The sequence below is a fragment of the Paralcaligenes ginsengisoli genome (assembly GCF_054781135.1).
In genome coordinates this window covers 58,648-82,691 of sequence record NZ_BAAGUZ010000028.1, presented here as the reverse complement: position 1 = coordinate 82,691, position 24,044 = coordinate 58,648, and the positions used below count along the sequence as shown (strand labels likewise).

Here is a 24,044-nt window from a genome sequence, read left to right as displayed (position 1 = left end):
AGGTAGATCCGGATCAAGCACGCCGTGCCGGTCCTGACCCCAAGCCCCGATAGACGGCGGCTTTAAATCCCAAAGCTACCAAACCGTCGAACGCCATAAGCATTTAAACCCAAAATGCTTTAAACCATCAGTGACGCATATTGACGATATCAGGCAGTGGCACGGGCGCGGCGGTCATGGCTCCACAGCCATAGAAGACTGAGCAGGACAAAGGCCAGGAATGGATAAACAAGAACATTGACGCTGTTCCAGCCCTGGGTCGCCAGTACGTGTCCCGAGGAAAAAGAGGCGACCGCCACGCAGCCGAATACCAGGAAATCGTTCAAGGCCTGGACACGGTTTTTTTCTTCGGGGCGATAACAATCGGTCACCATCGAGGTGGCGCCGATAAACCCGAAATTCCAGCCCATGCCCAACAACACCAGGGCCAGCCAGAAGTGCGATACGCTCACGCCCGCCAAAGCGACTGTCGCGGCGAGCCCGATTAAAATCAGCCCGAATGTGGTAACCGGGATTTTACCGAAGCGTTCGATAATATGGCCGGTAAAGAAACTTGGACCATACATGGCCAATATGTGCCACTGGATGCCTAGCGTCGCATCCTGCAGCGAATGCCCGCAGCCTATCATCGCGAGTGGCGTGGCAGTCATGATGAAATTCATCAGCCCGTAGGAAATTACGCCTGCCAGTACCGCAATGACGAAACGCGGTGAGCGGGCGATTTCCTTCAGGGGACGGCCGCTTTTTACGGCCTCTTCCCGCACAGGCGTCGGCGGGGTGCGCAGCGACAGGACCAAAGGGACCGCCAGCAGCGCGATGCTCGCCTGAGCCATGAAAGAGGCGGCATAAGGGATGGCCGGCCAAATATTGCGGGTAAGAATAATGGCCTGGGCGGCAATGATTGCGCCAAACAAACCGCCGACCATGACCCACGAAATGGCGCGTGTCCGGTACGCGGGGTCCGCCGCGTCGGCGGCGGCAAAACGGTAGCTTTGCACATAGGCGGCGTATAGGCCGGAACAGAGGGTTCCCAGGCAGAAAATCAGAAAAGTCTGGCTGAATATTCCATAAGCGGCGACCAGGCCGGCGGCTATTCCAAAAAGCGTGCCAATCAGGTAGCCGGTTCGCCGCCCCAGACGCTTCATGACCAAGGCCGCGGGAATGGTGCCGAACGCCAGGCCCAGGCTATAGATGCTGACGGGCACTGTAGCCAGGTCGGGTCGACTGGCGAGTTGTTGCCCGGCCAGGCCTCCCAGTGCGATCACAATGGCTGGATTGACTCCTCCCAGTGCCTGTAGGCAAGATAGAGTGAGGGCGTGGCGGCCTCTTGGCCGTGTAGCAGTGGGTGCACTCATGAATTGCCTTTGTGTTCTTGAAAGTTAGGTCGAAAGTCGGGAAAAATGGCCAGTTTGCGGGCTTGTTTTGCCGCCAGGAGCCAAAATTCGGGTAGAAAGCATTCGGCGACGGCCAAGGGCTCGCAGGCACGCCGGAACACAGAGCAGCGAGCCAGTAGAGCCGGTGCCGAAGGGGCCGATAGGCCCAGCGCCCGCTTGGCCGTTCCGTAGATGGCCTGGTGACGATTGAGGCGCCGGCTGAAGAAAACGGAGCGTGTGATCGTTGAATCCCGGTAGAGCATATCGGCCAGCGGCCGGGTATGCAGGCGCCGCATGCTGTGCCAGGAGCCATGCGATGCCTTCAGCGGCGTAAGGCTGCGGGCAACGATGCAGTTTACGTCGTCTATGCTCATCACGATTTCACGGATCCAGACGGGAATGCGTGGCGGGAAGCCGAGCAGCCACGCTTCGCCAGGGCTGAGGCCGGCGGCGTGTTCCGCGATGAGGCGTATTTCTACCCGCCCCAATTGCCGCAGTCCGCCGGTCAAGGCTCCCGGGCGACGCAGCCAGTATTTTTGTATTCGGCTTAGTGAAGGCATTGCGGAGGTTTTCCAGCCTCCACAGAAAGCGGCATGTGGTTCCATAAGCCGTATTATCGCCAAACTCATACAATACCGCTTATGGAAAAAATACGAATTTCAAAGTTAATGGCCGAACAGGGCTTGTGCTCGCGGCGTGAAGCCGATGCCTATATCGAACGAGGCTGGGTGCGTGTCGACGGAATAGTAGTGTCCGAACTGGGCAGCAAGGCTTATCCCAATCAAAAAATTACCCTCGAAAAACAGGCCCAGCGGCGCCAGACATCGCGTGTCACGATTTTGCTCAACAAGCCGGTTGGATATGTGTCCGGGCAGGCCGAGCAAGGCTACCGGCCGGCCGTTTCGCTGATCGATGCCCGTTCGCAATACCGGGCCGACAAATCGCCTTTACGCTTTGATCCAACTCATTTGCGCGGCCTGGCGCCGGCCGGGCGCCTCGATATCGATTCTCAGGGCCTGCTTGTGTTGACGCAAGACGGCCGTATTGCGCGTCAGTTGATCAGCGAAGACTCCGATATCGATAAGGAGTACCTGGTACGGGTACAGGGAAAAATTTCAGGTAACGGGCTGGCCATGCTTAATTACGGCCTGTCGCTGGATGGCAAGCCGCTCAGGCCCGCGGAAGTGGAGTGGCAAAACGCCGATCAGCTGCGGTTTATTCTGCGCGAAGGTAAAAAAAGGCAAATCCGCCGCATGTGCGAACAAGTCGGCCTGAAAGTCATAGGCTTGAAACGAGTGCGCATGGGCCGCATCGTCCTGGGCGATTTGCCGCCGGGGCAATGGCGCTACCTTAAAGAAGGCGAGCGGTTCTTATAGTGAATCTATACCGCATGTTGCGTCAGCGTGTAGGAGGCTCGGTCGTCGATGGCGAGCTTTTCGCTCAGCCACGGCAGGGTTTGTTCCAGTTCTTTATACAGGGTCCAGGGCGGATTGATGATAAACATGCCGCTGCCGTGCAGGCCGTAGCCGTCACCAGTGGGTTTGCGCACGGTCAGGGTGGCATGGACCCAGGCTGTTTCTTTCAGGCGCTCCAGCGACCTGGCAAGCTCTTGCGATTCGCGGCGCTGAACCAGGGGATACCAGATCGCGAAACAACCCGTGGCAAAGCGTTTAAGCCCATCGGTGACTGTTTGCAGCGTTTTGCGATAGTCGGCCTTGTCCTCATATGAAGGATCGATCAGAACCACGCCCCGCCGCGTCGGTGGCGGCAGCAAGGCTTTCAGCCCACTGAATCCGTCGCTTTCATAAACGGCGGTACGGCGCAGCGCCAAACGGCCCTGCTGTGCCAGGTTGTGCCTGAGCACGTCGATTTCCGACGGATGCATTTCGAACAATCGCAAGCGATCGCGGTCCCGCAGGGCATGCAGCGCGAGCCAGGGAGATCCCGGATATGCATTGGCTACGTCGTCCGGATTGAAGTGCCGTATTTCTTCGAGATAGCGTTCGATCAGGGCCGGCATGGGGTTGGCACCCAGGACCCGATCCAGCCCGTCGATGAATTCCCCATTCTTGACGGCCCAGTCGCTGGTCAGGTCGTAGATGCCGGCACCGGCGTGGGTATCCATGACCCAATAAGGCGCCTCTTTGAGATTGAGGTAATCCAGAATGTGCACGAAGATGGCGTGCTTGAGCACATCGGCATGGTTGCCCGCGTGGAATGCGTGTCGGTAGCTGAACAAAGAAAGGCCTCGCAGGGAAATTAAAAATCCGGCGTAATGGTTTTGATTTCGTCGGTAAAAATGGCATCGCAACCCCAGTCGAACAGCTCGCGGGCGCGGCCTGGGTCGTTGACCGTCCAGATGGCCATTTTATAGCCCGCGCCGCGTACGGTTCGAACGACGTGTTCGGTGGTGTGTTTGTTGCCCATGTTGAGGCCTATGCATTTCAGCCGTATCAGGCGGGCCTGCCAGTCATCGGGCAGGGCGCCGGCCACCAGCAGGGCGCGGGGTAGTTCGGGCGCGGCTTCGAGGGCGGCTTCGAGCGCGGTCTCGGAAAAAGACGAGAGCAGGGGGGGAATCGCCGCCTTGGCCCAGAGCTTCCGGGCCAGCAGGGCAACCCGTGTGCCGGTTTCGGTTTCGGCGCCCGTGTGCGGCTTGATTTCGATATTGCTTAAAATCTGATTGGCCTGCGTAAAAGCGGCGACGGAGTACAAGGTGGGGATGGGTTCGCCGGCATAGGCCTGCGAATGCCATGCGCCGAAATCGAACCTGGCCAGATCGCCGAAGGATTGTTCCCCCGCATTTCCGCTGCCGTTGGACGTACGTTCAATCGAGTCGTCATGCAGCAGGATAGCGATTCCGTCCTTGCTGAGCTTGACGTCGTACTCGACCATGGAAAAGCCGTGTTCCGCTCCCAGGCGCATCGATGCAAGCGTATTTTCCGGCGCGAAGCGGCCGGCTCCACGGTGCGCAATTATTTTCGGATATGGCCATGGGGCCGAAGAGTCTGTCATCGTTGCTGGTTCCTTGCTGTTGAGTTTTGGCGATGTCTGTGGAAAGCGTTTCGCCCGCTCAGGCGTAGCATACCTTCAAGTTAAGACTTGGGAGATGGTAAACTTCCAGAAAAATTTTATGTTCTACTATAAGGTTACAGTCATCGAGGCGATCCAGATTCGCCTTTTTTTGGTATAAACCGTCGCGCAAGGCCTGGTCCGGGGCGCGGGACAGCGAGTCATTAATGTTCGATTTTATCCGCACGCATCAGCGTTTGATGCAGCTTTTGTTGTTGGTGCTGATTCTTCCGTCGTTCGCCCTGATTGGGGTGAGTGGCTATTCCACGTATGTATCGGGCAATCATGACCTCGTCAAGGTGGCCGGGTCGGCGGTGACCTTGCAAGACTTCGATCAGGCCCGTCGCAATCAATTGCAACAAATGCAGCAAAACAATCGGGCTACCTTCGACCCGACCGCGCTCGATAACGAACCTGCCCGCAAAGCCTTGCTCGACTCCTTGATCGACCGCAAGGTGTTGATTGCAACGGCGACCAAAGAGCATTTCAGCGTTTCCGATGCCGCTTTGCGCCAGGCTATTGCCTCCATCCCCGAGCTCCAGGTCAATGGGCAATTCTCGGCGGAGCGCTACAACGAGGTTTTGAAGTCCATAGGTGCCAGCAGTAAAGACTTTGAACAAGGGCGCCGCGCCGAACTTGCCCTGGATCGCGTGCTTGGCCCAATAGCCATATCGGCCAGAGTACCGAAGCCAGTGCTTGGCTCGATCGAACAGGCGCTTACCGCCGAACGCACCGTGCGTGTGCATAGCTATCTCGCCTCCGACTATCAAAAAGGCATAGAGATCAGCGATGCCGACGTCAAGGCGTGGTACGACCAGAACAAGGCAAAGCTGGAGCTGCCCGAACAGGTGGATGCACAGTACCTGTTGCTGAACGAAGCGGCCGCCATGCAGGGTCTGCCCGCGGTCAGCACCGAGGAAATGCAGAAATATTACGAGCAGAACAAGGCCCGTTATGTGCAGCCCGCCAGAATCATGCTCAGCCATATTTTGATTACCGTGCCGGTCGGGGCAACCGAGGCCCAGCGTAAAACAGCGTTCGACGAAGCCCAGAAAGTAGCGAAAAAAGTGGCAGCCGACAAAAGCAAGTTTGCGGAAATCGCCCGCACCGACTCGCAAGATGCCGGAACAGCTAAAGATGGTGGGCGCCTGGGCTGGATTACCAAAGGGTCCTGGCCTGCCGCACTCGAGAAAGCCGTTTTTGCCCTTAAAAAGGGCGAGGTGTCGGGCGTGATCGACGGGCCTGGGGGCTATCATATTTTCGAGGCCAACGATGTCCAGCCTGAAAAGGGCGAGTCTTTCGAGCAGGCCAAATCCAAAGTCGAGAGCGAAGTGCGCCGCCAGCTCGGCGCCGACCGGTTTGCCGATATGGCGACCAAACTGACAAGCCTGGTGTATGACAACCAGGGCAGTTTGCAACCCGCGGCCGACGCGCTTGGCCTGAAAATAAAGGCTGCCGACGGAATTGCCCGTGACCGTCTGCTGTCGGCCGCCGAAGTCGGCGACAAGGCAGCGTCTTCCAGCGCCGATGCGTCGATTCTGGATGATGCGCGTGTACGCCGCGCCCTGTTTTCCAGCCAGGTCCTGACCGATAAGCAGAATTCCGGGGTGATTGAAATTTCTCCCGACACCATGGTTGTCGTGCGTGTTGGCAAGATTGTTCCGGCACAAGTGCCGCCGATGGAAAAGGTTTCAGCCTTGATACGCAAGCAGCTTGTCAGCGAACGCGCATTGGCTGCCGCCGAGAAAGCTGGCCAAGCTGCCCTGGCTGATCTCCAGAAAGCCGGTGCGGCGAAAGTGCCGGATGATTTCGGGGCGCCGCTTACAGTCAGCCGCATTAATCCCCAGAATCTGACCAAGCCGCTCATCGATGCCGCTCTGGCCGCTCCGGCCAAGAGCCTGCCTGCGTTTGAAGGCGTCAAGGGCCTTCACGGATACACCATCGTGCATGTCAAACAGGCCCAGGCAGGCAAGACAGACGACCCGATGCTGGCAACGCTGCCGGCTGAATTGGCCAAGGCGTGGGGACAGGCCGAAGAACACGCCGTTCTGCAGGCTTTGCGCGGCCAGGCCAAAATCAAGATGTTGCCCGAGGCAGAGAAAGCGCTGTCCGGCGAAGCGGCACAGGGTAGCTGAGCGTAGATCAGGGTTTAAGCAGGGGCTGAAGCCCCGCCCAGACGTTATTCGCCAACTGGGCTTGCGCGCCTTCGTTGGGATGAAGATGATCGGCTTGAAACCGGCTCGGGTCTGTGGCGATGCCTTCCAGCAGAAAAGGCACCAGCCCGGTCCTGTAGCGGGCCGCCAGGGCCGCAAACAGCTCTTTGAATTGGCTGGTGTACTGGCGGCCGTAGTTGGGCGGCATCTGCATTCCTAGCAGCAATACGCGGGCGCCCGCTTTTTGAGATAATTCGATCATCGATGAAAGGTTGGATTCGGTCATTTTCAACGGCAGGCCGCGCAAGGCGTCGTTGCTGCCCAGCTCAATGATCACAATCGCAGGCTTGTCGCGCTTCAGAATGGGCGCCAGGCGGCTTAACCCGCCGCTTGTCGTATCCCCGCTGATACTGGTGTTCTTGACTTGATAGTTCTTGTATTTGGCCTGCAGTTTTTGCCCCAGCAGCATTACCCAGCCGGATCCCCGTTCAAGCCCGTATTCGGCCGACAGGCTGTCGCCAATTACTGTTATCGTTCGTATGTTTGAAGCCGCGGCAGGGGCGGCCTGGGCCAGCGCCGCAGGCGTGCCGAACCAATACAATACAGCCGCAATCAGGCACCAGCGAGTAAGCATGAAATACACCTGTTCGATTGAAGTCAAAGGTTTGTGTCAACGCGTTGCCGATTCGACAGGCGTATTGAGCATTTTAGAGAATATAGAGTTTTCGGTTGAAGAAGGGCAGACTGTCGCGATTACGGGCAGCTCCGGCTCGGGCAAATCAACCCTGCTCGGATTGTTAGCCGGGCTCGATGTGCCCGTTGCCGGATCGGTGAGGCTGTTGGGCCATGATTTATTCGCCCTGGATGAAGAAGGGCGCGCGGCGCTTCGCGCGGCTCATCTGGGTTTCGTATTTCAATCTTTTCAGCTGTTGCCCAACCTGACCGCGCTGGAAAATGTCATGCTTCCGCTGGAACTGGCCGGCAAGCCCGCCTTGGCGGTGGCCAAAGACATGCTGGAACGTGTCGGCTTGAAAAGCCGTCTGGGGCACTATCCCAAGACCTTGTCCGGCGGCGAGCAGCAGCGTGTTTCGCTGGCGCGGGCTTTTGTCGTGCAACCCAGGCTGCTGTTTGCGGATGAGCCGACGGGTAGCCTGGACGAGCTCAATGGGGAAAAAATCATGGACTTGATGTTTGCCCTGCACAAAGAACAGGGTGCGACACTCGTGCTGGTTACACACGACCCGCAATTGGCGTCGCGATGCCAGCGCACGCTGCGTTTGCAGGGTGGGCGCCTGGTGGCGCCGGATCCGGCAGGCATAGGCACGTAATGCGCATCTTGACACGGAATTTATTGGGATGAATATGTTTAGAGTGATATTGATGCTGCTTGCCATGGCATTGCAGACAGTGGCGCATGCAGAAGGCGATATAGGCCGGCTATTGAATCATCCGGTGCCTGGCGGAGTGGCCGTAATCGAACTTGGCAAAGGGTCGGCCGCACCTGAAGCCGTTTATTTGAATAACAGGGTGCTGGTGGTTCGGGATAGCGATCGGCAGTGGGTGGCGGTAGTGGGAATCGCGCTCAAAACGCCGGCCGGGAAGCAGGCCCTGCAAGTTCAAACCGCCCAGGGCAAGCGCGTCGTCGCTTTCAACATTGGCTCCAGAACCTACCGCGAACAGCACATTACCCTGAAAAACAAGAATCAGGTCAATCCCGACCCCGCGCAGTTGAAGCGATTCGAACGCGAATACCTGGCGCAGATGAGCGCCTATGGCCGCTATCGGGATGTTCCGCCCAGCAATGTGATGCTCGATGAACCCGTGCATGGGCGGCTGTCCAGCCCCTTTGGTTTGCGCCGTTTTTTTAATGGAGAAGAGCGCAGCCCGCATTCCGGCCTGGATTTTGCCGTTCCCAAGGGAACTCCCGTCAAGGCTCCTGCCGATGGTATTGTCACGATTGTGGATGATTATTTTTTTAATGGAAAAACAGTATTCGTCGATCACGGCCAGGGATTTATTACTATGTACTGCCATTTGTCGGCGTCCAAGGTCAAGCCAGGCCAAAGCGTCAAGCGTGGTGAAGTAATAGCCTATGTCGGCTCGACCGGCAGGGCGACTGGCCCGCATTTACACTGGAATGTGAGCCTGAATGGCGCGCGTGTCGATCCGGCCATATTTATTGGGGCGTTCAGGCCATAGGCTTTGCATGGCAGGATTCTTTCTGCACGGGTGCTGCGCTTGCCTCTGGTTCGAGTTTATGCGTGAATTCAATTGACGAAAATATCTCCCTTTCTGCGCGGCTTGTTTGATAGTCTGTCCATCGCTGTCGGCTATGTACCCGTGGCCATTTCATTTGGGCTGGCGGCGGTTCATGCCGATTTGTCGCCCTTGATGGTCATATTGGTCTCGATGTTGGTGTACGCGGGAGCCAGCCAGTTCATATTGGTGAGTCTGGTCGCCAGTGGTGGCTCGGCAGTCAGCATGGTCGGCATTATTTTGCTGATGAATTTGAGGCATATTTTCTATGGGCCGGCGGTGCTCATGAAGTTCGACGGGCAGCATCGGCGGCTGCCTTTGTTTGTATTGGCGGCGGGTCTGACCGACGAGGTATTTGCCACCGCCGTAAGCAAGCTGGCATATCGGCCTGCGCAGGAACGCGAATACTGGTACGCCGGGCTGCAGCTTGGCGCTTATTCATCCTGGGTAGCCGGCACGGCAATCGGTGCTGTTTTTGGCCAGGATTTGCTAAGGCAATCGCCTGTCGTGTCGCAAGCCCTGGGGTTTGTCTTGCCGGCCCTGTTTTTTGCCTTGCTGCTCGAAATCAGGAAGATTGTCCCGGTTTCGGTGCTGGCCGCAGCTGCGGCGGCGACCACGGTGGGGCTTTTCTTGCTGCCGGCCTACGGGGCGATCATCGTCGGAATGTTGGCGGGTGCATTTCTGAATGCCAGAAAAGGCTAGGGGGCGTCGCGCCGGCCGGCCAGGCACGGGCCGCAATGCAAACGTTTCGTTCTCATCAAATGGAGGTGTGCGCTGAGTGCTACTACCTTGTTATGGGTCGCGATCTTGAGCGGCCTGGGTACGTTTCTGATCCGCTATTTGCCTATGCATTGGCATGAAAAAGGAGAGGGCAGCAATTGGATGCGGGGTTCTCTGCGACGGTCCCTGGATGCGATCGGGCCGGCTGCAATTGTGGCCCTGATTGTCGTGTCGTGCTGGTCTTTGCTGGGTGCTGGTTCTTATGCGAACGAGGGCCTGCCGCTTGTATCAGGTCTGGCTGGTGTTGCGCTGGGCAAGAAATATCTGGGCAGCATCGCCTGGGCTACCCTGGCGGGTGTGCTGGCTTATGGTTTGTGTGTTTGGGGTATTGCCCGATTTTTAAATTGATCGTAAGCGCACCGCATGCCAACCGTTCGGGCAATCACGGCATGCATTGCCGCAATGAAAAACGGATCAGCCTTTTATCCTGACGATCTTTTGCACCTGCGGCACATGGCGTATGGCCCGGATGACGTGGGCGAGGTGCTTGCGGCTGTCGACTTGCACGGTCAGGTGCAGAAGCCCAGTGGCGGCGGCGTCATCCTGCATGGTCAGGTGCATGATGTTGGAGTCGGCATCGGTAATTTCGGCCGCCAGACGGCCCAGTACGCCGCGCTCGTTGATAACCGTTACATCGAGGCGGGTAGACAGGTGGCGTGCGGTGGTCGTGTCCCACATGACAGGGATCCAGCGCTCGGGCTCGCGGGCCTGCTGGCGTTGCGCGACGGCACATTCGGCCATGTGTACCACCAGCCCGTGGCCCAGGCGTATGCCGCCTATGATTGCGTCGCCCGGTAGAGGGCCGCAGCACGGAGCCAATTGGACTGCCTGGCCTTCATTGCCCTGGATCAGTATGGGAGTGCTGGCGTTGGACGTGATTTCATCGACCGCCGCCGCGGTGGTGGCCAGGATTGAATTTTCGGGAGCGAAACGGCGGGCGACAACTGCAGCCAGGCGTTTTCCCAAACCGATATCGGCGAGGATTTCATCGCGTGAACTGGCGCCGGAACTTTTCGCCAGCTTGTCCCATTCGGGATCCCCTTGATCGGGGTGGGGCAGATGAAGCTGATCGAACGCCTGGTTGAGCAGCCGTTGCCCGAACGCAACCGATTCCTCGTATTTGACAGTGCGCAGGTAATGGCGGATTTCTGATCGAGCGCGCCCGGTGCGTACGTAATTCAACCATTGCGCGCTGGGCCTGGATGCCGGCGATGTGACGATTTCGACGGCATCGCCGCTTTTGAGCTCGGTGCGTAGCGGCGCGAACTCGCCGTTGATTTTGGATGCCACGGTCTGGTTGCCGATATCCGTGTGTATCGTATAGGCGAAATCGACCGGTGTGGCACCGCGCGGCAGCGAGATGATTTTACCCTGGGGCGTGAATACATATACCGCGTCGGGAAACAGATCGACTTTGACGTGCTCCAGGAATTCACCCGAATCGCCTGTCTGGCTTTGTATGTCGAGCAAGGACTGGAGCCATTGATGGGTTCTTTTTTGCAGGTCGTTCAGGGTGGCGTCGTCGTCTTTGTATAGCCAATGCGAGGCAACGCCTTCTTCGGCTACATGGTCCATGTCCCGGGTGCGGAACTGAAATTCGACGGGGGTGCCATAGGGGCCGACCAGCGTTGTATGCAGAGACTGATAGCCATTGAGCTTGGGAATGGCAATGTAATCCTTGAATTTGCCGGGAACCGGGCGATACAACTGGTGCAAGGTCCCCAGCGCCAGATAGCATTCAGGCAATGTATGCACGATTACACGAAAACCATAAATGTCGAGCACGTCGGAAAACGACTTTTTTTGCTCGGCCATTTTGGTGTAAATGCTGTAGAGCGATTTTTCCCGGCCAGTGACTTCCGCTTCGATTCCAGCCGCCGGCAGCGCGACTTTTACCGAATCGGTGATTTTGCCCAGCACCTCGCGGCGGTTGCCCCGCGCCGACATCATGGCCTTGTGCAGAACATCGTAGCGATTGGGATAGACCGCATGAAAACATAGATCCTGCATTTCGCGGAACAGTGCGTTCAGGCCCAGGCGATGCGCGATCGGTGTGTAGATATCGAGCGTTTCCCGCGCGACACGCCGCCGCTTTTCGGGATTGACCGCATCGAGCGTGCGCATATTGTGCAAGCGATCGGCCAGCTTGATCAGGATGACGCGTACGTCGCGGGCCATGGCCAGCAGCATTTTGCGAAAGCTTTCGGCTTGTTGCTCGGCTTTGGTGGCGAATTCAAGCCGGTCCAGCTTGGAGAGGCCATCGACGATTTCAGCGACATCGGCACCGAAACGTTCAGCCAGCTCCTGTTTGGCGACCCCCTGGTCTTCCATGACATCGTGCAGCAGGGCCGCCATGAGGGAATCGGCGTCGAGCTTCCAGCCCGCACAGATCTCGGTAACGGCAATAGGGTGGGAAATATACGGCTCGCCGCTGGCTCGAAACTGGCCTAGATGGGCTTGGTCCGAAAATCGGTAAGCTTCTTTGACTCGCTCGACCTCTTTGGGGTCGAGGTACTGATCAATGATGCGGGCAAGCGGCGCGAGCGATGCAATGGCCGTATTGGGGGAGGCGGTTTCGGGGCTGGAACTCTGTAACGGATGAGACGCCGGCTTGCGCCTGCGAAGGCGCGAGCCCTTTTTCAGTACCGCCAGCAGCCCAGACGAAGCACCCCGCAGACCAGAAAACGCCATGAGCTTGCTCGGCTGTATTTAGGTGGGTACCTTGCGCAGCATTTCGAGGCCGGTAACGCCCGCAGCGATTTCGCGCAAAGCAGTGACGGTTGGTTTGTCTTTGCTGTCGAGGCGAGGTTCATGACCTTGCGCCAGTTCGCGTGCACGGTACGTGGCGGCAAGCGTAAGGTTAAAGCGGTTGGGGATGCGATCCAGACAATCTTCGACGGTAATGCGAGCCATAAATAACCTTAAAACAAAGTGTTGCCGGCGTCAGGCGGATGGATTGCTGATGCCTAGCTGGGAGAAAAGATCGGCGTTGCGGGCTGCTTGCGTCGCATAACGTAACCGTGTTGCGGCCACAATTTGCGCGAGCTGCGACAGCGCGACGCTAAATTCTTGATTAATAATAACATATTGGAACTCTGGAGCGTGCGACATTTCGCTGCCGGCGGCCAGCAGCCGGCGCGAAATGACCTGCGGCGCATCTTGCCCCCGGTGATAAAGGCGGGTTTCAAGCGCGGCGATCGAGGGGGGCAGGATAAAGATCCCGACGGCATCCGGAAAATGCTGCAGAATCTGGCGTGCGCCTTGCCAGTCGATTTCCAGCAAAACGTCGCGTCCCAGCCGGATTGCCTCGTCGATGCGATCGCGCGGCGTGCCGTAATAATTACCGTGGACCTCCGCCCATTCGAGCAGGGCATTGCTGTCGCGCATCCGGAAGAACTCGTCCTTGCTGACGAAACGATAATGCTGCTCGTCTTTTTCGCCGTCGCGCGGTTCCCGGGTGGTGCAGGAGATGGAGAGCATCACGGCAGGATCCTGGGCCAGCAAGGCATTGACCAGGCTGGATTTGCCGGCTCCGCTTGGAGCTACGACCATGAAAATATTGCCGGTATAGGATGCCATTGTAATCAACTGGTAACAATTAAGGAGTGAAGAATAGCAAAAGCCGACCCATTTTTTCAATGGCGGCTGGTCCACAGGTTTTTTAAACCGGTTGCCTAGTTCAACGCGTTGGGCTGCGGTTGGCCAAGCTCCTCCAGCGTCGCCGCATAGGAGGACTGGTCTATGCATAAAAAAACCGCGCCATCGTTCATATTCATGTTGAAGGTAACGTCCTGGACTTGTTCGCGCGCGTCGCCGGGAGCGACTACCGCCGCTACGTGCAGGTCGCCGTTGGCTTCGAATTGTTCCTGGGGGATGAAATCGGCTACCAGATTAATATCGGGCTTGCTGATCACAACGTAGGCTTTGAACTGCAAATCTTCCAGTGTGACGTCGAGAACCACGCCCTTGCGCAGCGTGCCGATAATATGGCTTGATGCATTCATGGCATATTTGCATGCAGTTTGGGCTCGCTGAACGAGAAAGTCGTAATGTTGGCCGGCGGCAGATTGGCCCATACGATTTTCGAGCGAGTGTGTGTGGGGGTGAGGTAATGGCGCCATTTTGGGGTGCGCAAATGGTAACTGAACTGAACCGCAACTCCGTTGTCCTGCAGAAGCGTTTGCCATTGCTGCAGGATCAATTGCGTAACGTGATCCGGCAAGGAACATAGCGGCAGGCTGGAAACAATGGCCGCGATTTTCTTGTCGCGCGGCACCAATTGGCACAGTTCGGCGGCATTGCCATGCACGATTTCGACGTTGGCGAATCGTTCGCGCAAGCGTTGGACGAAAGGGCGCGAGTATTCGACCACCATGAGATTATCGGGCGCGATGCCGCGGTCGAGCAATGCTTGCGTAATGGCTCCGGTGCCGCCACCGAGTTCAATCACCAGGCCATCTGTGTCACAGGGCACTTGTTGAGCCATATACTTGGACAGGTACCGTGAGCTGGGACAGATTGCTCCTATGGCGCCGGGCTGCGTAAAAAGCTCTTGTATGAAAATTCCCGGAGCAATGTTTTTGAAGTATTCATTTAGCCTTTGGGCACGCTCAAAACGAAGAACTCGATGCATCATACAGCCCCATCCTGTTTTAGTTAGCCTAACGTTAGCAGCCCTGGTGCGGGTCGGCATTTACCATTTGTAAATGGTGCTACCGGTTTGCACAGACGCCGTTAGGCCCAGTGTTGTTGGGCCTAAGTATATCGTTGTTCCGATCGCCGCGCTGGAAAATCGGGCGGCGCGGCGCTACGCTTTGCTCAGAGAGAAATCCAGGGCGGCTATGACCGGCGCATGATCCGATGGCTGTTCGTTCCTGCGGGGAGTTTTGTCGATGACGCATGCCTCGCAATAGGGTTTCAGGGCGGCTGAGAGCAAGACGTGGTCTATGCGTGCTCCGGCATTGCGGCGAAAGGCGAATTGCCGGTAGTCCCACCAACTGAACGATTTTTCTTCTTGCTCGAATTCACGAAACGCGTCGGTCAGCCCGAGCTCGACCAGGGCGCCAAAGGCCGCGCGTTCTGCATCCGACACCAGGATATCGCCTGCCCACTTGGCCGGATCGTACACGTCTTCGTCTTTGGGGGCGACGTTGTAATCGCCCAAAACCGCCAGGCGTGGATAACGCTGCAACTCATCGGCCAGCCACAGTCGCAGTGCCTGGAACCACTTGAGCTTGTATTCGTATTTTTCGCTGCCGACCGCCTGCCCGTTGGGGCAATAGGCGCTTACCACGCGTATATCACCGATCGCGCTGGGCAGCGTGGCCGCAATGATGCGCTGCTGGTGATCGTCGAAGTTGGGGAGATTGCGTTGCGGATCGGTGCCTGGCAGGCGGGATATGATGGCGACCCCGTTATAGGTTTTCTGTCCGGCCCATAGGGCCTGATAGCCTGCTTCCCGGAATGCGTCCAATGGAAATTTTTCGTCGGGCAGTTTCAGCTCTTGCAGGCACAGCGCGTCGACGGGATGGCTGTCGAGCCACGCCAACACTTGGGGCAGGCGCACTTTGAGAGAGTTTATGTTCCAGGTGGCAATTTTCACTATGACTTACAGCCTATTGACGGTTAAAAGTTTTGGATATGAATCGATTGAAAATTGTACTGGCCCTCTTTTCAGGCGCCCACGGCTGCAGTGGCCAGCCACGACATATTTCCCTGAGCACTATACGTAGCATAGTATCCCAAGGCGGGCATCGAAGCGGCATCCAGAGAAAGCGGGGCGGCTGTTCGGCACGGTTGGCTGCGTTGTGTGTTGCGCCGAATTTGCCTGGCTGGCATGCGCAGGCCATGTTGTCAGCTGATTTAAAGGTAGTTATGTCATAATGTTTGGCTAAGATAAAAAAACGACAGTTCGTACTGGCAAGACCGTGACAACAACTAATTCAAGTGATTCCTCCGTACCCATCAGAACCGGCGTGCGTGAAGAAGGCAGTACGGAAGGCCTGCCTGTCGCTCCTGGTCTTGGCCTTAGTCTGGAAGCCGCCCGGATGCCATTGCGATCGACCTTGATCGATCGGCGCGTGCTGCGCATTATCATGTTGTCCATGTTGCTGGGCATTGCGGCGGCGGTAGTTGCCAAGTTGCTGATGCTGCTGATCGGCCTGGTGACCAATCTGAGTTTCTATGGGCGCTGGTCTACGGCATTTTCCGCCCCGGCTGATGCGGTGCCTCACCTTGGTCTATGGGTGATCTGGATACCGATAATAGGCGGCGTCGTTGCTGGTTTGATGGCGCGATGGGGATCGCGAGCCATACGCGGCCATGGTATTCCAGAAGCAATGGAGCAGGTGCTGCTCAATGAGTCCCGTATCCCGACACGCATCACTTTTTTGAAACCCATCTCGTCCGCCATTGTGATCGGAACGGGCGGACCATTCGGTGCGGAGGGCCCAATTATTGCCACAGGGGGTGCTCTGGGCTCTTTAATCGGGCAGTTGCTCAAGGTTACGGCCAGTGAGCGCAAAGTCCTGCTCGCCGCAGGGGCGGCCGCGGGCATGGCGGCGGTATTCTCGGCCCCGATCGCGGCTGTAGCCCTGGCCGTGGAACTGCTGCTGTTCGAGCTGCGGGCGCGCTCGCTGATTCCGGTGGCGCTGGCCTGTGTCACCGCCACCGGCCTGCGGTACCTGCTGCTTGGATCGACTCCGGTATTCCTTATGGGGCATCTGGATGCTCCCGGGGCGGCTGCCTTGGCAGCCTATGTCGTGATTGGCGCAATTATCGGCCTGGTAAGCGTAGGCGTGACCCACATAGTCTATGGCATTGAGGACGCTTTCGAGAAGCTTCCCATACACTGGATGTGGTGGCCGGCAATTGGCGCCTCGGTGGTCGGGATAGTGGGCTATTTCGCGCCCCTTACATTAGGGGTGGGGTATAGCAATATCGAGGATATCCTGAACGGGCACCTGGCTATGGGCGCGCTGGCTTATCTTTGCGTCATGAAATTCATTTCATGGTCGGTTTCCCTGGGCAGTGGCACTTCCGGCGGCACTCTTGCGCCTTTGTTTACCATCGGCGGGTCGCTGGGGGGCATCATGGGCCTGATCCTGGCCATGTACTTGCCCGAGTTGGGTGTGGACCCCCGCATTGCCGCGCTGGTGGGTATGGCCGCGATTTTCGCGGGTGCGTCGCGGGCACTCCTGACCACGGTCATTTTTGCTTTCGAGACCACGGCGCAGCCAGCGGGGCTGTTGCCTCTGCTCGGAGCATGCACCGCAGCCTATCTGGTATCGGCCCTGATCATGCGCAACACCATCATGACGGAAAAGATCGCCCGGCGCGGTGTGCGGGTTCCGTCGGAATACAAGGCCGATTATCTGGAGCGTGTCCTGGTGGGTGACGTGTGCGAAACCAATGTCGTGACGCTGAACACCGACCAGACCATCGGTGAAGTCCGCAACTGGATCGCAAGTGGCCTGCCTGCGGGCCAGCATCAGGGATATCCCGTTATGGATCAGGCCGGCCGTATTCGGGGTGTGCTGACCCGCCGTGCTTTCTTCGATCCACATCGGCCCGCGTCGACCCCTTTGGGTGTCTTGATCGTGCGTCCACCTGTGGTTATTACCCCCCAGCATAGTTTGCGCGAAGCGGCGGATCATATGGTGGTGGAAAACGTAGGTCGTTTATTGGTTGTGGACAAGGCTGATCCTGGGCGGATGCTGGGCATGCTGACGCGCGGGGATCTTCTTTCCGCGCATGCACGCAGGTTGAAAGAAGGGCGGCGCGTACATCGGCACCTTAGTTTGCGCACATACCGGAAACTGCGCGCGCGCCGTCATTTGCGGGCACGCCGGCCATAAAGACCTGTCCGTGCAAGCTCGGGTATGATCAGCCTAAATTATTAGGCTGATTTTTTTGGAGAGCAATCATGGAAGAAGTTCTGGTTGTCGGAGCTTGCCGCACCGCGGTGGGCGATTTTGGTGGCGGTCTTAAAGATGTACCGCCTTGTGATCTTGGGGCGGCCGTGGTGAAGGCTGTGCTGGAACGTACCGGCGTGGCGGGCGACGATATTGGCCATGTGGTCTTCGGCCATGTCATCAACACCGAACCGCGCGACATGTATTTGTCTCGCGTGGCCGCGCTCAATGCCGGGGTCTCCCAGGCTACTCCGGCATTTAACGTCAATCGCCTCTGCGGTTCGGGTTTGCAGGCCATTGTTTCGGCCGCGCAGGCCATCTCGCTGGGCGACGCCGATATTGCCATTGGCGCCGGCGCCGAAAACATGAGCCGGGCTCCGTATCTTGCGCAGGGCCAGCGCTGGGGTGCGCGCATGGGCGACAGCACTCTGGTGGACATGATGACCGGGGCGCTGTCGGATCCCTTCGACAAAATGCATATGGGCGTTACAGCCGAAAACGTGGCGCAAAAATATTCGATTTCGCGTGCCGACCAGGATGCACTGGCCCTGGCTTCGCACCAGCGGGCCGAAGCCGCCATCAAGGCGGGATACTTCCGGGAGCAGATTGTTCCCATCGTCCGGAAAACACGCAAGGGCGACGTGGTATTCGAGATTGACGAACATGTGCGCATGGGCGCCACAGCCGAGAATTTTTCTTCGCTAAAGCCTGTTTTCATCAAGGAGAACGGTACCGTGACGGCCGGCAACGCATCGGGTATCAATGATGCGGCAGCGGCGGTCCTGCTTATGAGCGCCAAGGCGGCAAAAGCGCGCGGCGCCAAGCCCATGGCTCGCCTGGTGGCGTATGCCCACGCGGGAGTCGATCCCAAGTATATGGGAATCGGGCCCGTACCCGCGACACGTCTGGCTTTGAAAAAAGCAGGCCTGAGCATCGATCAGCTGGATGTGATCGAAGCCAATGAAGCCTTTGCCGCACAAGCCTGCGCGGTCAGTAAGGAGCTGGGTTTCGACCCCGCGAAAGTCAATCCCAATGGCAGCGGTATCAGTCTGGGGCATCCCATTGGCGCAACGGGTGCGTTGATTACCGTCAAAGCGCTGCACGAGCTGCACCGGATTCAAGGGCGATACGCGCTGGTCACCATGTGCATAGGGGGTGGACAGGGCATTGCCGCCATCTTTGAACGTGTATAGGGGCTGCGGAAGTGCGTAAAGCGGTTTCAGATACCGGCTATGCCCCAGAGGCGGAATCCCTGGCCGGCGATGACGAACCCACCCTTTCCGAATGGGGCGGCATCCGGTATTTGCATTTTGGGACCGAGTGGGTGCAAGGTGCGATGCGCATTGCAAAACCTTCGGAGCTGGTATTGGCCTATACGCAGCAAATGATGGCCTGGCTGCTGTTTCTGGAACCGACCAAACAAAGTTCGGTTGGAATCCTGGGATTGGGTGCCGGATCCTTGTTGCGCTATACCCTCAAGCATACGCCAAGCGAAGTGGTGGCGGTCGAGTGGAATCCGCGCGTCACCAGCCTTTGCAGAGCCTATTTTCGTTTGCCCGAATCGGCACGCCTGGCCGTCGATCATAGCGACGCAGCCGTGTGGCTGAAAAGGAACGAGAACCTCGGCAACTACCTGAGCTTGATGGTCGACCTTTACGATGCGCAGGCCCGCGGGCCGGTACGCGAATCGCTGGATTTCTACAAAAGCTGCTATCGCGCCCTGGACGAGGTGGGGGTGATGACAGTCAATCTGTTTGGCAATCATGAGAGTTTTCCGCGTAATCTGGCCAATATAAGCAAGGCCTTCAAGGGGCGGGTTCTCGAACTGCCGGAGATCGACGAAGGCAATCGCGTGGTGTTGGCGTTCAAAGGTCCTGTGCTGGAAGTGTCCACGCAGCGGTTTCTGGATCGTGCGGCGGCGGTTGAAACCCAATATGGCTTGCCTGCCCGGCGTTGGGCCAAATCGTTGCTGGCGCGCAGATCTCCCGTGGTTACTGTATGAATCACAGTATGGCTTGCAAGCGGCGTGGTCTGGCTTGCTGAAGCGGGCCCGCTTTGTCTATGTTGCCGCATGCGGGAATCTGGCCACGGCAGGGATATCCCTTGAGGAAATCCGCGGTATATGGAGTTAGACTTACGCCCATCTGCAACTCGGCGAAATGGTTTCGTCCGTGTTTGCGTTGACCTCATGGACAGTTTAAGGAGCTTCGTATGAAGTTTGCTGAATCAGCCAAATTGGCAATGGGTACGGCGATGCTTGCCGGTGCATTGGTGCAGGCGCCGGTTTTTGCGCAGTCGGTCGCGGTTACGTCGATTGTCGAGCATCCGGCGCTTGACGCGGTAAAGGACGGCATCAAAGAGGCTTTGACCAAAGCCGGCTATACCGAGGCCAAGGGTTTGAAATGGCAATTCCAGACGGCTCAGGGCAATACCTCCATTGCGGCGCAAATTGCCCGTAAATATGTGGGCGACAAGCCCGATGTCATCGTTGCCATCGCCACGCCGTCTGCCCAGGCGGTGGTGGCGGCTACCAAAACCATCCCGGTCGTGTATTCGGCCATTACCGACCCGGTGGCGGCCCAACTGGTCAAGACCCTGGGGCCTTCGGGAACCAACGTGACTGGAGTTTCGGATGCCCTCGCGCTGCAAAAGCAGATCGACCTGATCAAGAAAGTGGTGCCCAATGCCAAGCGCGTGGGCATGGTGTACAACCCGGGCGAAGCCAACTCGGTCGTGGTCGTCAAGCAATTGCGCGAGCTCTTGCCCAAGGCGGGCATGTCGCTGGCCGAAGCCACCGCGGCGCGCACGGTTGACGTCGGGGCGGCGGCACGCAGCCTGATCGGCAAGGTGGATGTCATCTACACCAATACCGATAACAACGTCGTGTCGGCCTACGAATCTCTGGTCAAGGTGGGCAACGATGCCAAGATTCCGCTGATCGCTTCCGATACCGACAGCGTGAAACGAGGCGCGATTGCCGCCCTGGGCGTCAATTACCATGATCTCGGGGTGCAGACCGGTAAAATGGTCGTTAAAATCCTCAAGGGCCAGAAGCCGGGCACTATTGCTTCTGAAACCAGCGACAAGCTCGAGCTTTACGTCAATCCGGGCGCCGCCAAAAAACAGGGCGTGACCCTTTCCGACGCATTCATCAAATCGGCGACCAAGGTGGTCGAATAAGATCGACGCGCATTCGATGATGCAGACAGGTTGCCAGGCAACCTGTCTCGCCGGGTGCCCGCTTTAGTGGTTCTTACATGTCTATCTATTCGTTGTGGGGCGCTTTTGAAATCGGGCTGATCTTTGGCCTGGTTGCGCTCGGAGTACTTATTTCATTTCGCCTTTTGCGTTTCCCCGACCTGACGGTCGACGGCAGTTTTCCGCTGGGGGGCGCCGTAGCCGCCACCTTGATCAGCGGCGGCATGGATCCGTTTACCTCCACCCTGATCGCCGTGTTTGCCGGCGCGGTGGCGGGAATGATCACCGGCTGGTTGAATGTCAAGCTGAAAATCATGGATTTGCTTGCAAGCATTCTTATGATGATTGCCCTGTATTCAATCAATTTGCGGATCATGGGGCGTCCGAATGTCCCCCTGATATCCGAACCTACCGTCTTTACGATCCTGCAGCCCGCCGGCCTCAGCGACTACATCGCCCGGCCGCTGATACTGCTGGTACTGGTGGTCGTGATCAAATTCGCCCTCGACTGGTATTTTTCAACGCAAACAGGCCTGGCCATGCGCGCCACGGGCTCGAATCCCCGCATGGCGCGCGCCCAGGGTGTGGCAACCGGCTCCATGGTGTTGGCCGGCATGGCCATTTCCAACGCTCTGGTGGCCCTGGCAGGCGCGCTTTTTGCGCAATCGCAAGGCGGCGCCGATATTTCCATGGGAATCGGCACGATTGTGATCGGCCTGGCGGCGGTGATCGTCGGCGAAAGCGTCCTGCCCTCACGCCGGCTTATTATTGTGACCCTGGCGGTGATTGTCGGCGCCGTGCTGTACCGTTTTTTTATTGCCCTGGCGCTGAACGCCGATTTCATCGGCCTGCAGGCACAAGACCTCAATCTCGTGACGGCGCTGCTGGTAACCGTTGCGCTGGTGATCCCGTTGGTCAAGAAACGTTTGCGCGGCAAAGGAGGGCGCTAGCATGTTGAGCGCAAAGAATCTCAATATCACCTTTAATGCCGGCACTCCCATTGAAACCAAGGCGTTGCGGAACATGTCGCTGGAAATCCCCAGTGGTCAGTTTGTGACCGTGATTGGCTCCAACGGCGCTGGCAAGTCCACGTTCCTGAACGCGATTTCAGGCGATTTGCCTATCGACAGCGGCACCATCGTCATCAATGACAAAGACGTCACCAACCAGGCTGTCTGGACGCGGGCAAACCAAGTGGCGCGGGTATTCCAGGATCCCATGGCCGGTACTTGCGAAGACCTGACCATCGAGGAAAACATGGCTCTGGCCTATAACCGCGGCATGCGCCGCGGCTTGTCCATGGCTGTAAAAAAACCGATGCGCGAGTTGTTCCGGGAACGCCTTTCAATACTCGGCCTGGGCCTTGAGAGCCGGCTCAGCGATCGCATCGGCCTGCTTTCGGGAGGGCAGCGGCAGGCGGTAAGTCTGCTCATGGCCGCCTTGCAGCCGTCACGCATACTTTTGCTTGACGAGCATACGGCGGCGCTCGATCCGCGCACTGCCGACTTTGTCCTGAAACTGACAAGCCGCATTGTCGAGGAAAACAAACTCACGACCATGATGGTAACGCACAGCATGCGCCAGGCGCTGGATGTCGGCGAGCGCACTGTCATGCTGCATCAGGGCGCTGTGGTCCTTGATGTGTCGGGAGCCGAGCGCAAAGGCCTGGATGTTCCGGATCTGCTGGCCATGTTCGAACGGGTGCGTGGCGAAAAAATCTCCGACGATGCCTTGCTGCTCGGCTAGGGAAGCCATCCCGCACGGCCCGATATTCCGCAGATCGCCATCCCACGGCGTTTTTCCTGACACCTGTAACACTGCGTGTTCACGGAAATAGACGCTTATTTCCGGTTTTTTGTAATCGAATGAAATCGATTTGGATGCGATTGGTGCATTTTCGCTTTATACTCGCCGTTTACAAAAAATCAAACCGTCGCAGTCGTGCCTCAACAGGGCTCGAGGCTGTGTGGGAGTAATACATGTCCAGAGTTCGTCCGCGTGCGTGGCAGACAGCCACCCGTGCTGCTGTTTTTGCCTCTGTAATTGTGCTTGCCGCGTGCGGCGAAAAACCCAAGCCTGCAATGGGCGAGATGAAAGTACCTGTCAGTGTCGTAACGGTCGAACCGACGCGCACCGAAATTTTCACCGAATTGCCGGGCCGTGTCGAAGCGATCAAAGATGCCCAGATCCGCGCTCGCGTCAATGGCATTGTGACTAAAGTCAATTTCGTCCAGGGCAGCGACGTCAAGGAAGGCCAGCTTTTGTTCACGATCGATCCGGCCCCATACCGGGCCGCTCGCGATCAGGCTGCGGCGCAACTCAAAAAAGCCCAGGCCGATGCCCGCAGCGCGCAGTTGCTGGCGCAGCGTTATTCGAAACTGATCAAGGTCAATGCCATCAGCCGCCAGGATTACGATAATGCCGTCGCCCAGGCCGGCCAGGCTGATGCCGCGGTTGCCGGAGCCAAGGCGGCGCTCGAAGCCGCCGATATCGATTTAGGCTATACCAAGGTGGTGTCGCCGATATCCGGCCGCATAGGCAAATCGCTGGTAACCGAAGGTGCTTTGGCAAGCGCTACCTCGGCCACCCAACTGGCGACAGTCCAGGCGCTGGACCGGGTATATGTCGATTTCACTCGTTCCACAACCGAGCTCTCGCAATTGCGCCGGGCCTTGGCCAGCGGCGATCTGGAACAGACCGGGCAGAACATGGCCAAGGCTGAAGTCGTGCTTGAAGATGGTACCCGTTACGCTCACACTGGAAATCTGCTGTTTTCCGGTGTGACTGTTGACCCTACCACCGGGCAGGTCAATCTGCGTGCCGAATTCCCCAACCCCGATCAAATACTTTTGCCAGGCATGTATGTGCGCGTCAGGATAGAGCAGGGGGTTGATCAGAAAGCTCTCCTGGTGCCGCAGCAGGCTCTGCAGCGCACCGCCGATGGCTTGTCCAGCCTGTTCGTTGTGAAGGATGGCAAGGCTGCGCCTGTGCCCGTGCTGGTAGGGCCCGAAATCAACGGCAAGTCGGTGATCAACAAAGGTCTTGCTCCCGGCGATGTCGTGGTTGTGGAAGGATTTCAGAAAATTCGACCCGGCGCGGCGGTTCAGGGCATCCCATGGAAGGGCAAGCCGCAGGCGGGCCAGGCGGCTTCGGACGATAAGGCCGCCTCAACCGGACCCGCCACCCCGGCTGCCGCGAAAGACGACAAATCGGCGTCTCCATCGGCCGATAAAGCGCCGTCCTCCAAGCCTTCTGCCAAAGGCTAAAAGAATACTGTCTGTGGGGTGTGCCAGGGCCGCCCG

General features: G+C 57.8%; 24 protein-coding genes. 13 read left to right on the top strand and 11 right to left on the bottom strand.

The window, feature by feature from the left end:
* Positions 1-149: 149 nt before the first annotated feature.
* A complete protein-coding gene (locus ACYVIS_RS13550) occupies positions 150-1,355 on the bottom strand; it encodes an MFS transporter (protein ID WP_460874183.1) in 1,206 nt (401 codons plus the stop codon).
* Positions 1,352-1,933, bottom strand: a complete 582-nt coding sequence (locus tag ACYVIS_RS13545; protein WP_460874182.1) for a chorismate--pyruvate lyase family protein — start codon at positions 1,931-1,933, stop codon at positions 1,352-1,354. The genes ACYVIS_RS13550 and ACYVIS_RS13545 overlap by 4 nt, the downstream gene beginning before the upstream one ends.
* 81 nt (positions 1,934-2,014) lie before the next feature.
* Between ACYVIS_RS13545 and ACYVIS_RS13540 the strand changes: the two genes are divergently transcribed.
* Entirely contained in the window at positions 2,015-2,749 is a 735-nt protein-coding gene (locus ACYVIS_RS13540; RefSeq protein WP_460874181.1) for a pseudouridine synthase, read from the top strand.
* A 5-nt stretch (positions 2,750-2,754) separates the two neighbouring features.
* Here ACYVIS_RS13540 and ACYVIS_RS13535 read toward each other — a convergent pair whose 3' ends face one another.
* Both ACYVIS_RS13535 and ugpQ read right to left on the bottom strand, forming a co-directional pair.
* Entirely contained in the window at positions 2,755-3,612 is an 858-nt protein-coding gene (locus tag ACYVIS_RS13535; protein WP_232743285.1) for a 23S rRNA (adenine(2030)-N(6))-methyltransferase RlmJ, read from the bottom strand.
* Between the two features lie 20 nt (positions 3,613-3,632).
* Positions 3,633-4,385: a glycerophosphodiester phosphodiesterase gene (gene ugpQ / locus ACYVIS_RS13530; protein WP_232743284.1), complete on the bottom strand. Its 753-nt coding sequence runs from the start codon at positions 4,383-4,385 to the stop codon at positions 3,633-3,635.
* 224 nt (positions 4,386-4,609) lie between these two features.
* Between ugpQ and ACYVIS_RS13525 the strand changes: the two genes are divergently transcribed.
* Positions 4,610-6,577 (top strand): SurA N-terminal domain-containing protein, encoded by a 1,968-nt coding sequence (locus ACYVIS_RS13525; RefSeq protein WP_232743283.1) that lies wholly within the window; start codon positions 4,610-4,612, stop codon positions 6,575-6,577.
* A 7-nt stretch (positions 6,578-6,584) separates the two neighbouring features.
* Here ACYVIS_RS13525 and ACYVIS_RS13520 read toward each other — a convergent pair whose 3' ends face one another.
* Complete coding sequence (locus tag ACYVIS_RS13520) at positions 6,585-7,229, bottom strand: arylesterase (RefSeq protein WP_232743282.1); 645 nt, start codon at positions 7,227-7,229, stop codon at positions 6,585-6,587.
* Between ACYVIS_RS13520 and ACYVIS_RS13515 the strand changes: the two genes are divergently transcribed.
* From ACYVIS_RS13515 to ACYVIS_RS13500, 4 genes are all read left to right on the top strand, one after another.
* Positions 7,228-7,923, top strand: coding sequence for an ABC transporter ATP-binding protein (locus tag ACYVIS_RS13515; RefSeq protein WP_460874180.1), 696 nt, complete (start codon positions 7,228-7,230; stop codon positions 7,921-7,923). The two genes, ACYVIS_RS13520 and ACYVIS_RS13515, sit on opposite strands and share 2 nt — an antisense overlap.
* Before the next feature lie 34 nt (positions 7,924-7,957).
* Entirely contained in the window at positions 7,958-8,794 is an 837-nt protein-coding gene (locus tag ACYVIS_RS13510; RefSeq protein WP_460874185.1) for a peptidoglycan DD-metalloendopeptidase family protein, read from the top strand.
* A gap of 72 nt (positions 8,795-8,866) precedes the next feature.
* Positions 8,867-9,553, top strand: coding sequence for an AzlC family ABC transporter permease (locus ACYVIS_RS13505; RefSeq protein WP_232743280.1), 687 nt, complete (start codon positions 8,867-8,869; stop codon positions 9,551-9,553).
* An 87-nt stretch (positions 9,554-9,640) separates the two neighbouring features.
* The gene (locus ACYVIS_RS13500; RefSeq protein WP_255696624.1) at positions 9,641-9,979 is read left to right on the top strand and encodes an AzlD domain-containing protein; all 339 of its coding nucleotides are present in this window, start codon (positions 9,641-9,643) and stop codon (positions 9,977-9,979) included.
* A 66-nt stretch (positions 9,980-10,045) separates the two neighbouring features.
* On the opposite strand, the gene ACYVIS_RS13495 is transcribed toward ACYVIS_RS13500, so the two are convergent.
* The 6 genes from ACYVIS_RS13495 to xth form a co-directional block, all read right to left on the bottom strand.
* Entirely contained in the window at positions 10,046-12,322 is a 2,277-nt protein-coding gene (locus ACYVIS_RS13495; protein WP_232743279.1) for a RelA/SpoT family protein, read from the bottom strand.
* An 18-nt stretch (positions 12,323-12,340) separates the two neighbouring features.
* On the bottom strand, positions 12,341-12,544 hold the full coding sequence (rpoZ, locus tag ACYVIS_RS13490) for a DNA-directed RNA polymerase subunit omega (protein WP_232743278.1): 204 nt from the start codon (positions 12,542-12,544) through the stop codon (positions 12,341-12,343).
* A 30-nt stretch (positions 12,545-12,574) separates the two neighbouring features.
* Entirely contained in the window at positions 12,575-13,210 is a 636-nt protein-coding gene (gene gmk, locus ACYVIS_RS13485) for a guanylate kinase (protein ID WP_232743277.1), read from the bottom strand.
* A 95-nt stretch (positions 13,211-13,305) separates the two neighbouring features.
* Positions 13,306-13,635, bottom strand: a complete 330-nt coding sequence (locus ACYVIS_RS13480) for a hypothetical protein (protein ID WP_232743276.1) — start codon at positions 13,633-13,635, stop codon at positions 13,306-13,308.
* Positions 13,632-14,105: a class I SAM-dependent methyltransferase gene (locus ACYVIS_RS13475; RefSeq protein WP_370635942.1), complete on the bottom strand. Its 474-nt coding sequence runs from the start codon at positions 14,103-14,105 to the stop codon at positions 13,632-13,634. The genes ACYVIS_RS13480 and ACYVIS_RS13475 overlap by 4 nt, the downstream gene beginning before the upstream one ends.
* A gap of 333 nt (positions 14,106-14,438) precedes the next feature.
* On the bottom strand, positions 14,439-15,233 hold the full coding sequence (xth, locus tag ACYVIS_RS13470; RefSeq protein WP_232743274.1) for an exodeoxyribonuclease III: 795 nt from the start codon (positions 15,231-15,233) through the stop codon (positions 14,439-14,441).
* Positions 15,234-15,558: 325 nt separating this feature from the next.
* On the opposite strand from xth, the gene ACYVIS_RS13465 reads away from it, so the two are divergent.
* The 7 genes from ACYVIS_RS13465 (at position 15,559) to ACYVIS_RS13435 (ending at position 24,008) form a co-directional block, all read left to right on the top strand.
* Positions 15,559-17,487, top strand: a complete 1,929-nt coding sequence (locus ACYVIS_RS13465) for a chloride channel protein (RefSeq protein ID WP_232743273.1) — start codon at positions 15,559-15,561, stop codon at positions 17,485-17,487.
* 68 nt (positions 17,488-17,555) lie between these two features.
* Positions 17,556-18,737, top strand: a complete 1,182-nt coding sequence (bktB, locus tag ACYVIS_RS13460; protein WP_232743272.1) for a beta-ketothiolase BktB — start codon at positions 17,556-17,558, stop codon at positions 18,735-18,737.
* 11 nt (positions 18,738-18,748) lie between these two features.
* Positions 18,749-19,546 (top strand): spermine/spermidine synthase domain-containing protein, encoded by a 798-nt coding sequence (locus tag ACYVIS_RS13455; protein WP_232743271.1) that lies wholly within the window; start codon positions 18,749-18,751, stop codon positions 19,544-19,546.
* A 209-nt stretch (positions 19,547-19,755) separates the two neighbouring features.
* The gene (locus tag ACYVIS_RS13450) at positions 19,756-20,724 is read left to right on the top strand and encodes an ABC transporter substrate-binding protein (RefSeq protein WP_370635941.1); all 969 of its coding nucleotides are present in this window, start codon (positions 19,756-19,758) and stop codon (positions 20,722-20,724) included.
* A gap of 77 nt (positions 20,725-20,801) precedes the next feature.
* On the top strand, positions 20,802-21,692 hold the full coding sequence (locus ACYVIS_RS13445) for an ABC transporter permease (RefSeq protein WP_232743270.1): 891 nt from the start codon (positions 20,802-20,804) through the stop codon (positions 21,690-21,692).
* A gap of 1 nt (position 21,693) precedes the next feature.
* Positions 21,694-22,488, top strand: coding sequence for an ABC transporter ATP-binding protein (locus ACYVIS_RS13440; protein ID WP_460874179.1), 795 nt, complete (start codon positions 21,694-21,696; stop codon positions 22,486-22,488).
* 233 nt (positions 22,489-22,721) lie between these two features.
* Positions 22,722-24,008, top strand: a complete 1,287-nt coding sequence (locus ACYVIS_RS13435; protein ID WP_460874178.1) for an efflux RND transporter periplasmic adaptor subunit — start codon at positions 22,722-22,724, stop codon at positions 24,006-24,008.
* Positions 24,009-24,044 lie beyond the last annotated feature (36 nt).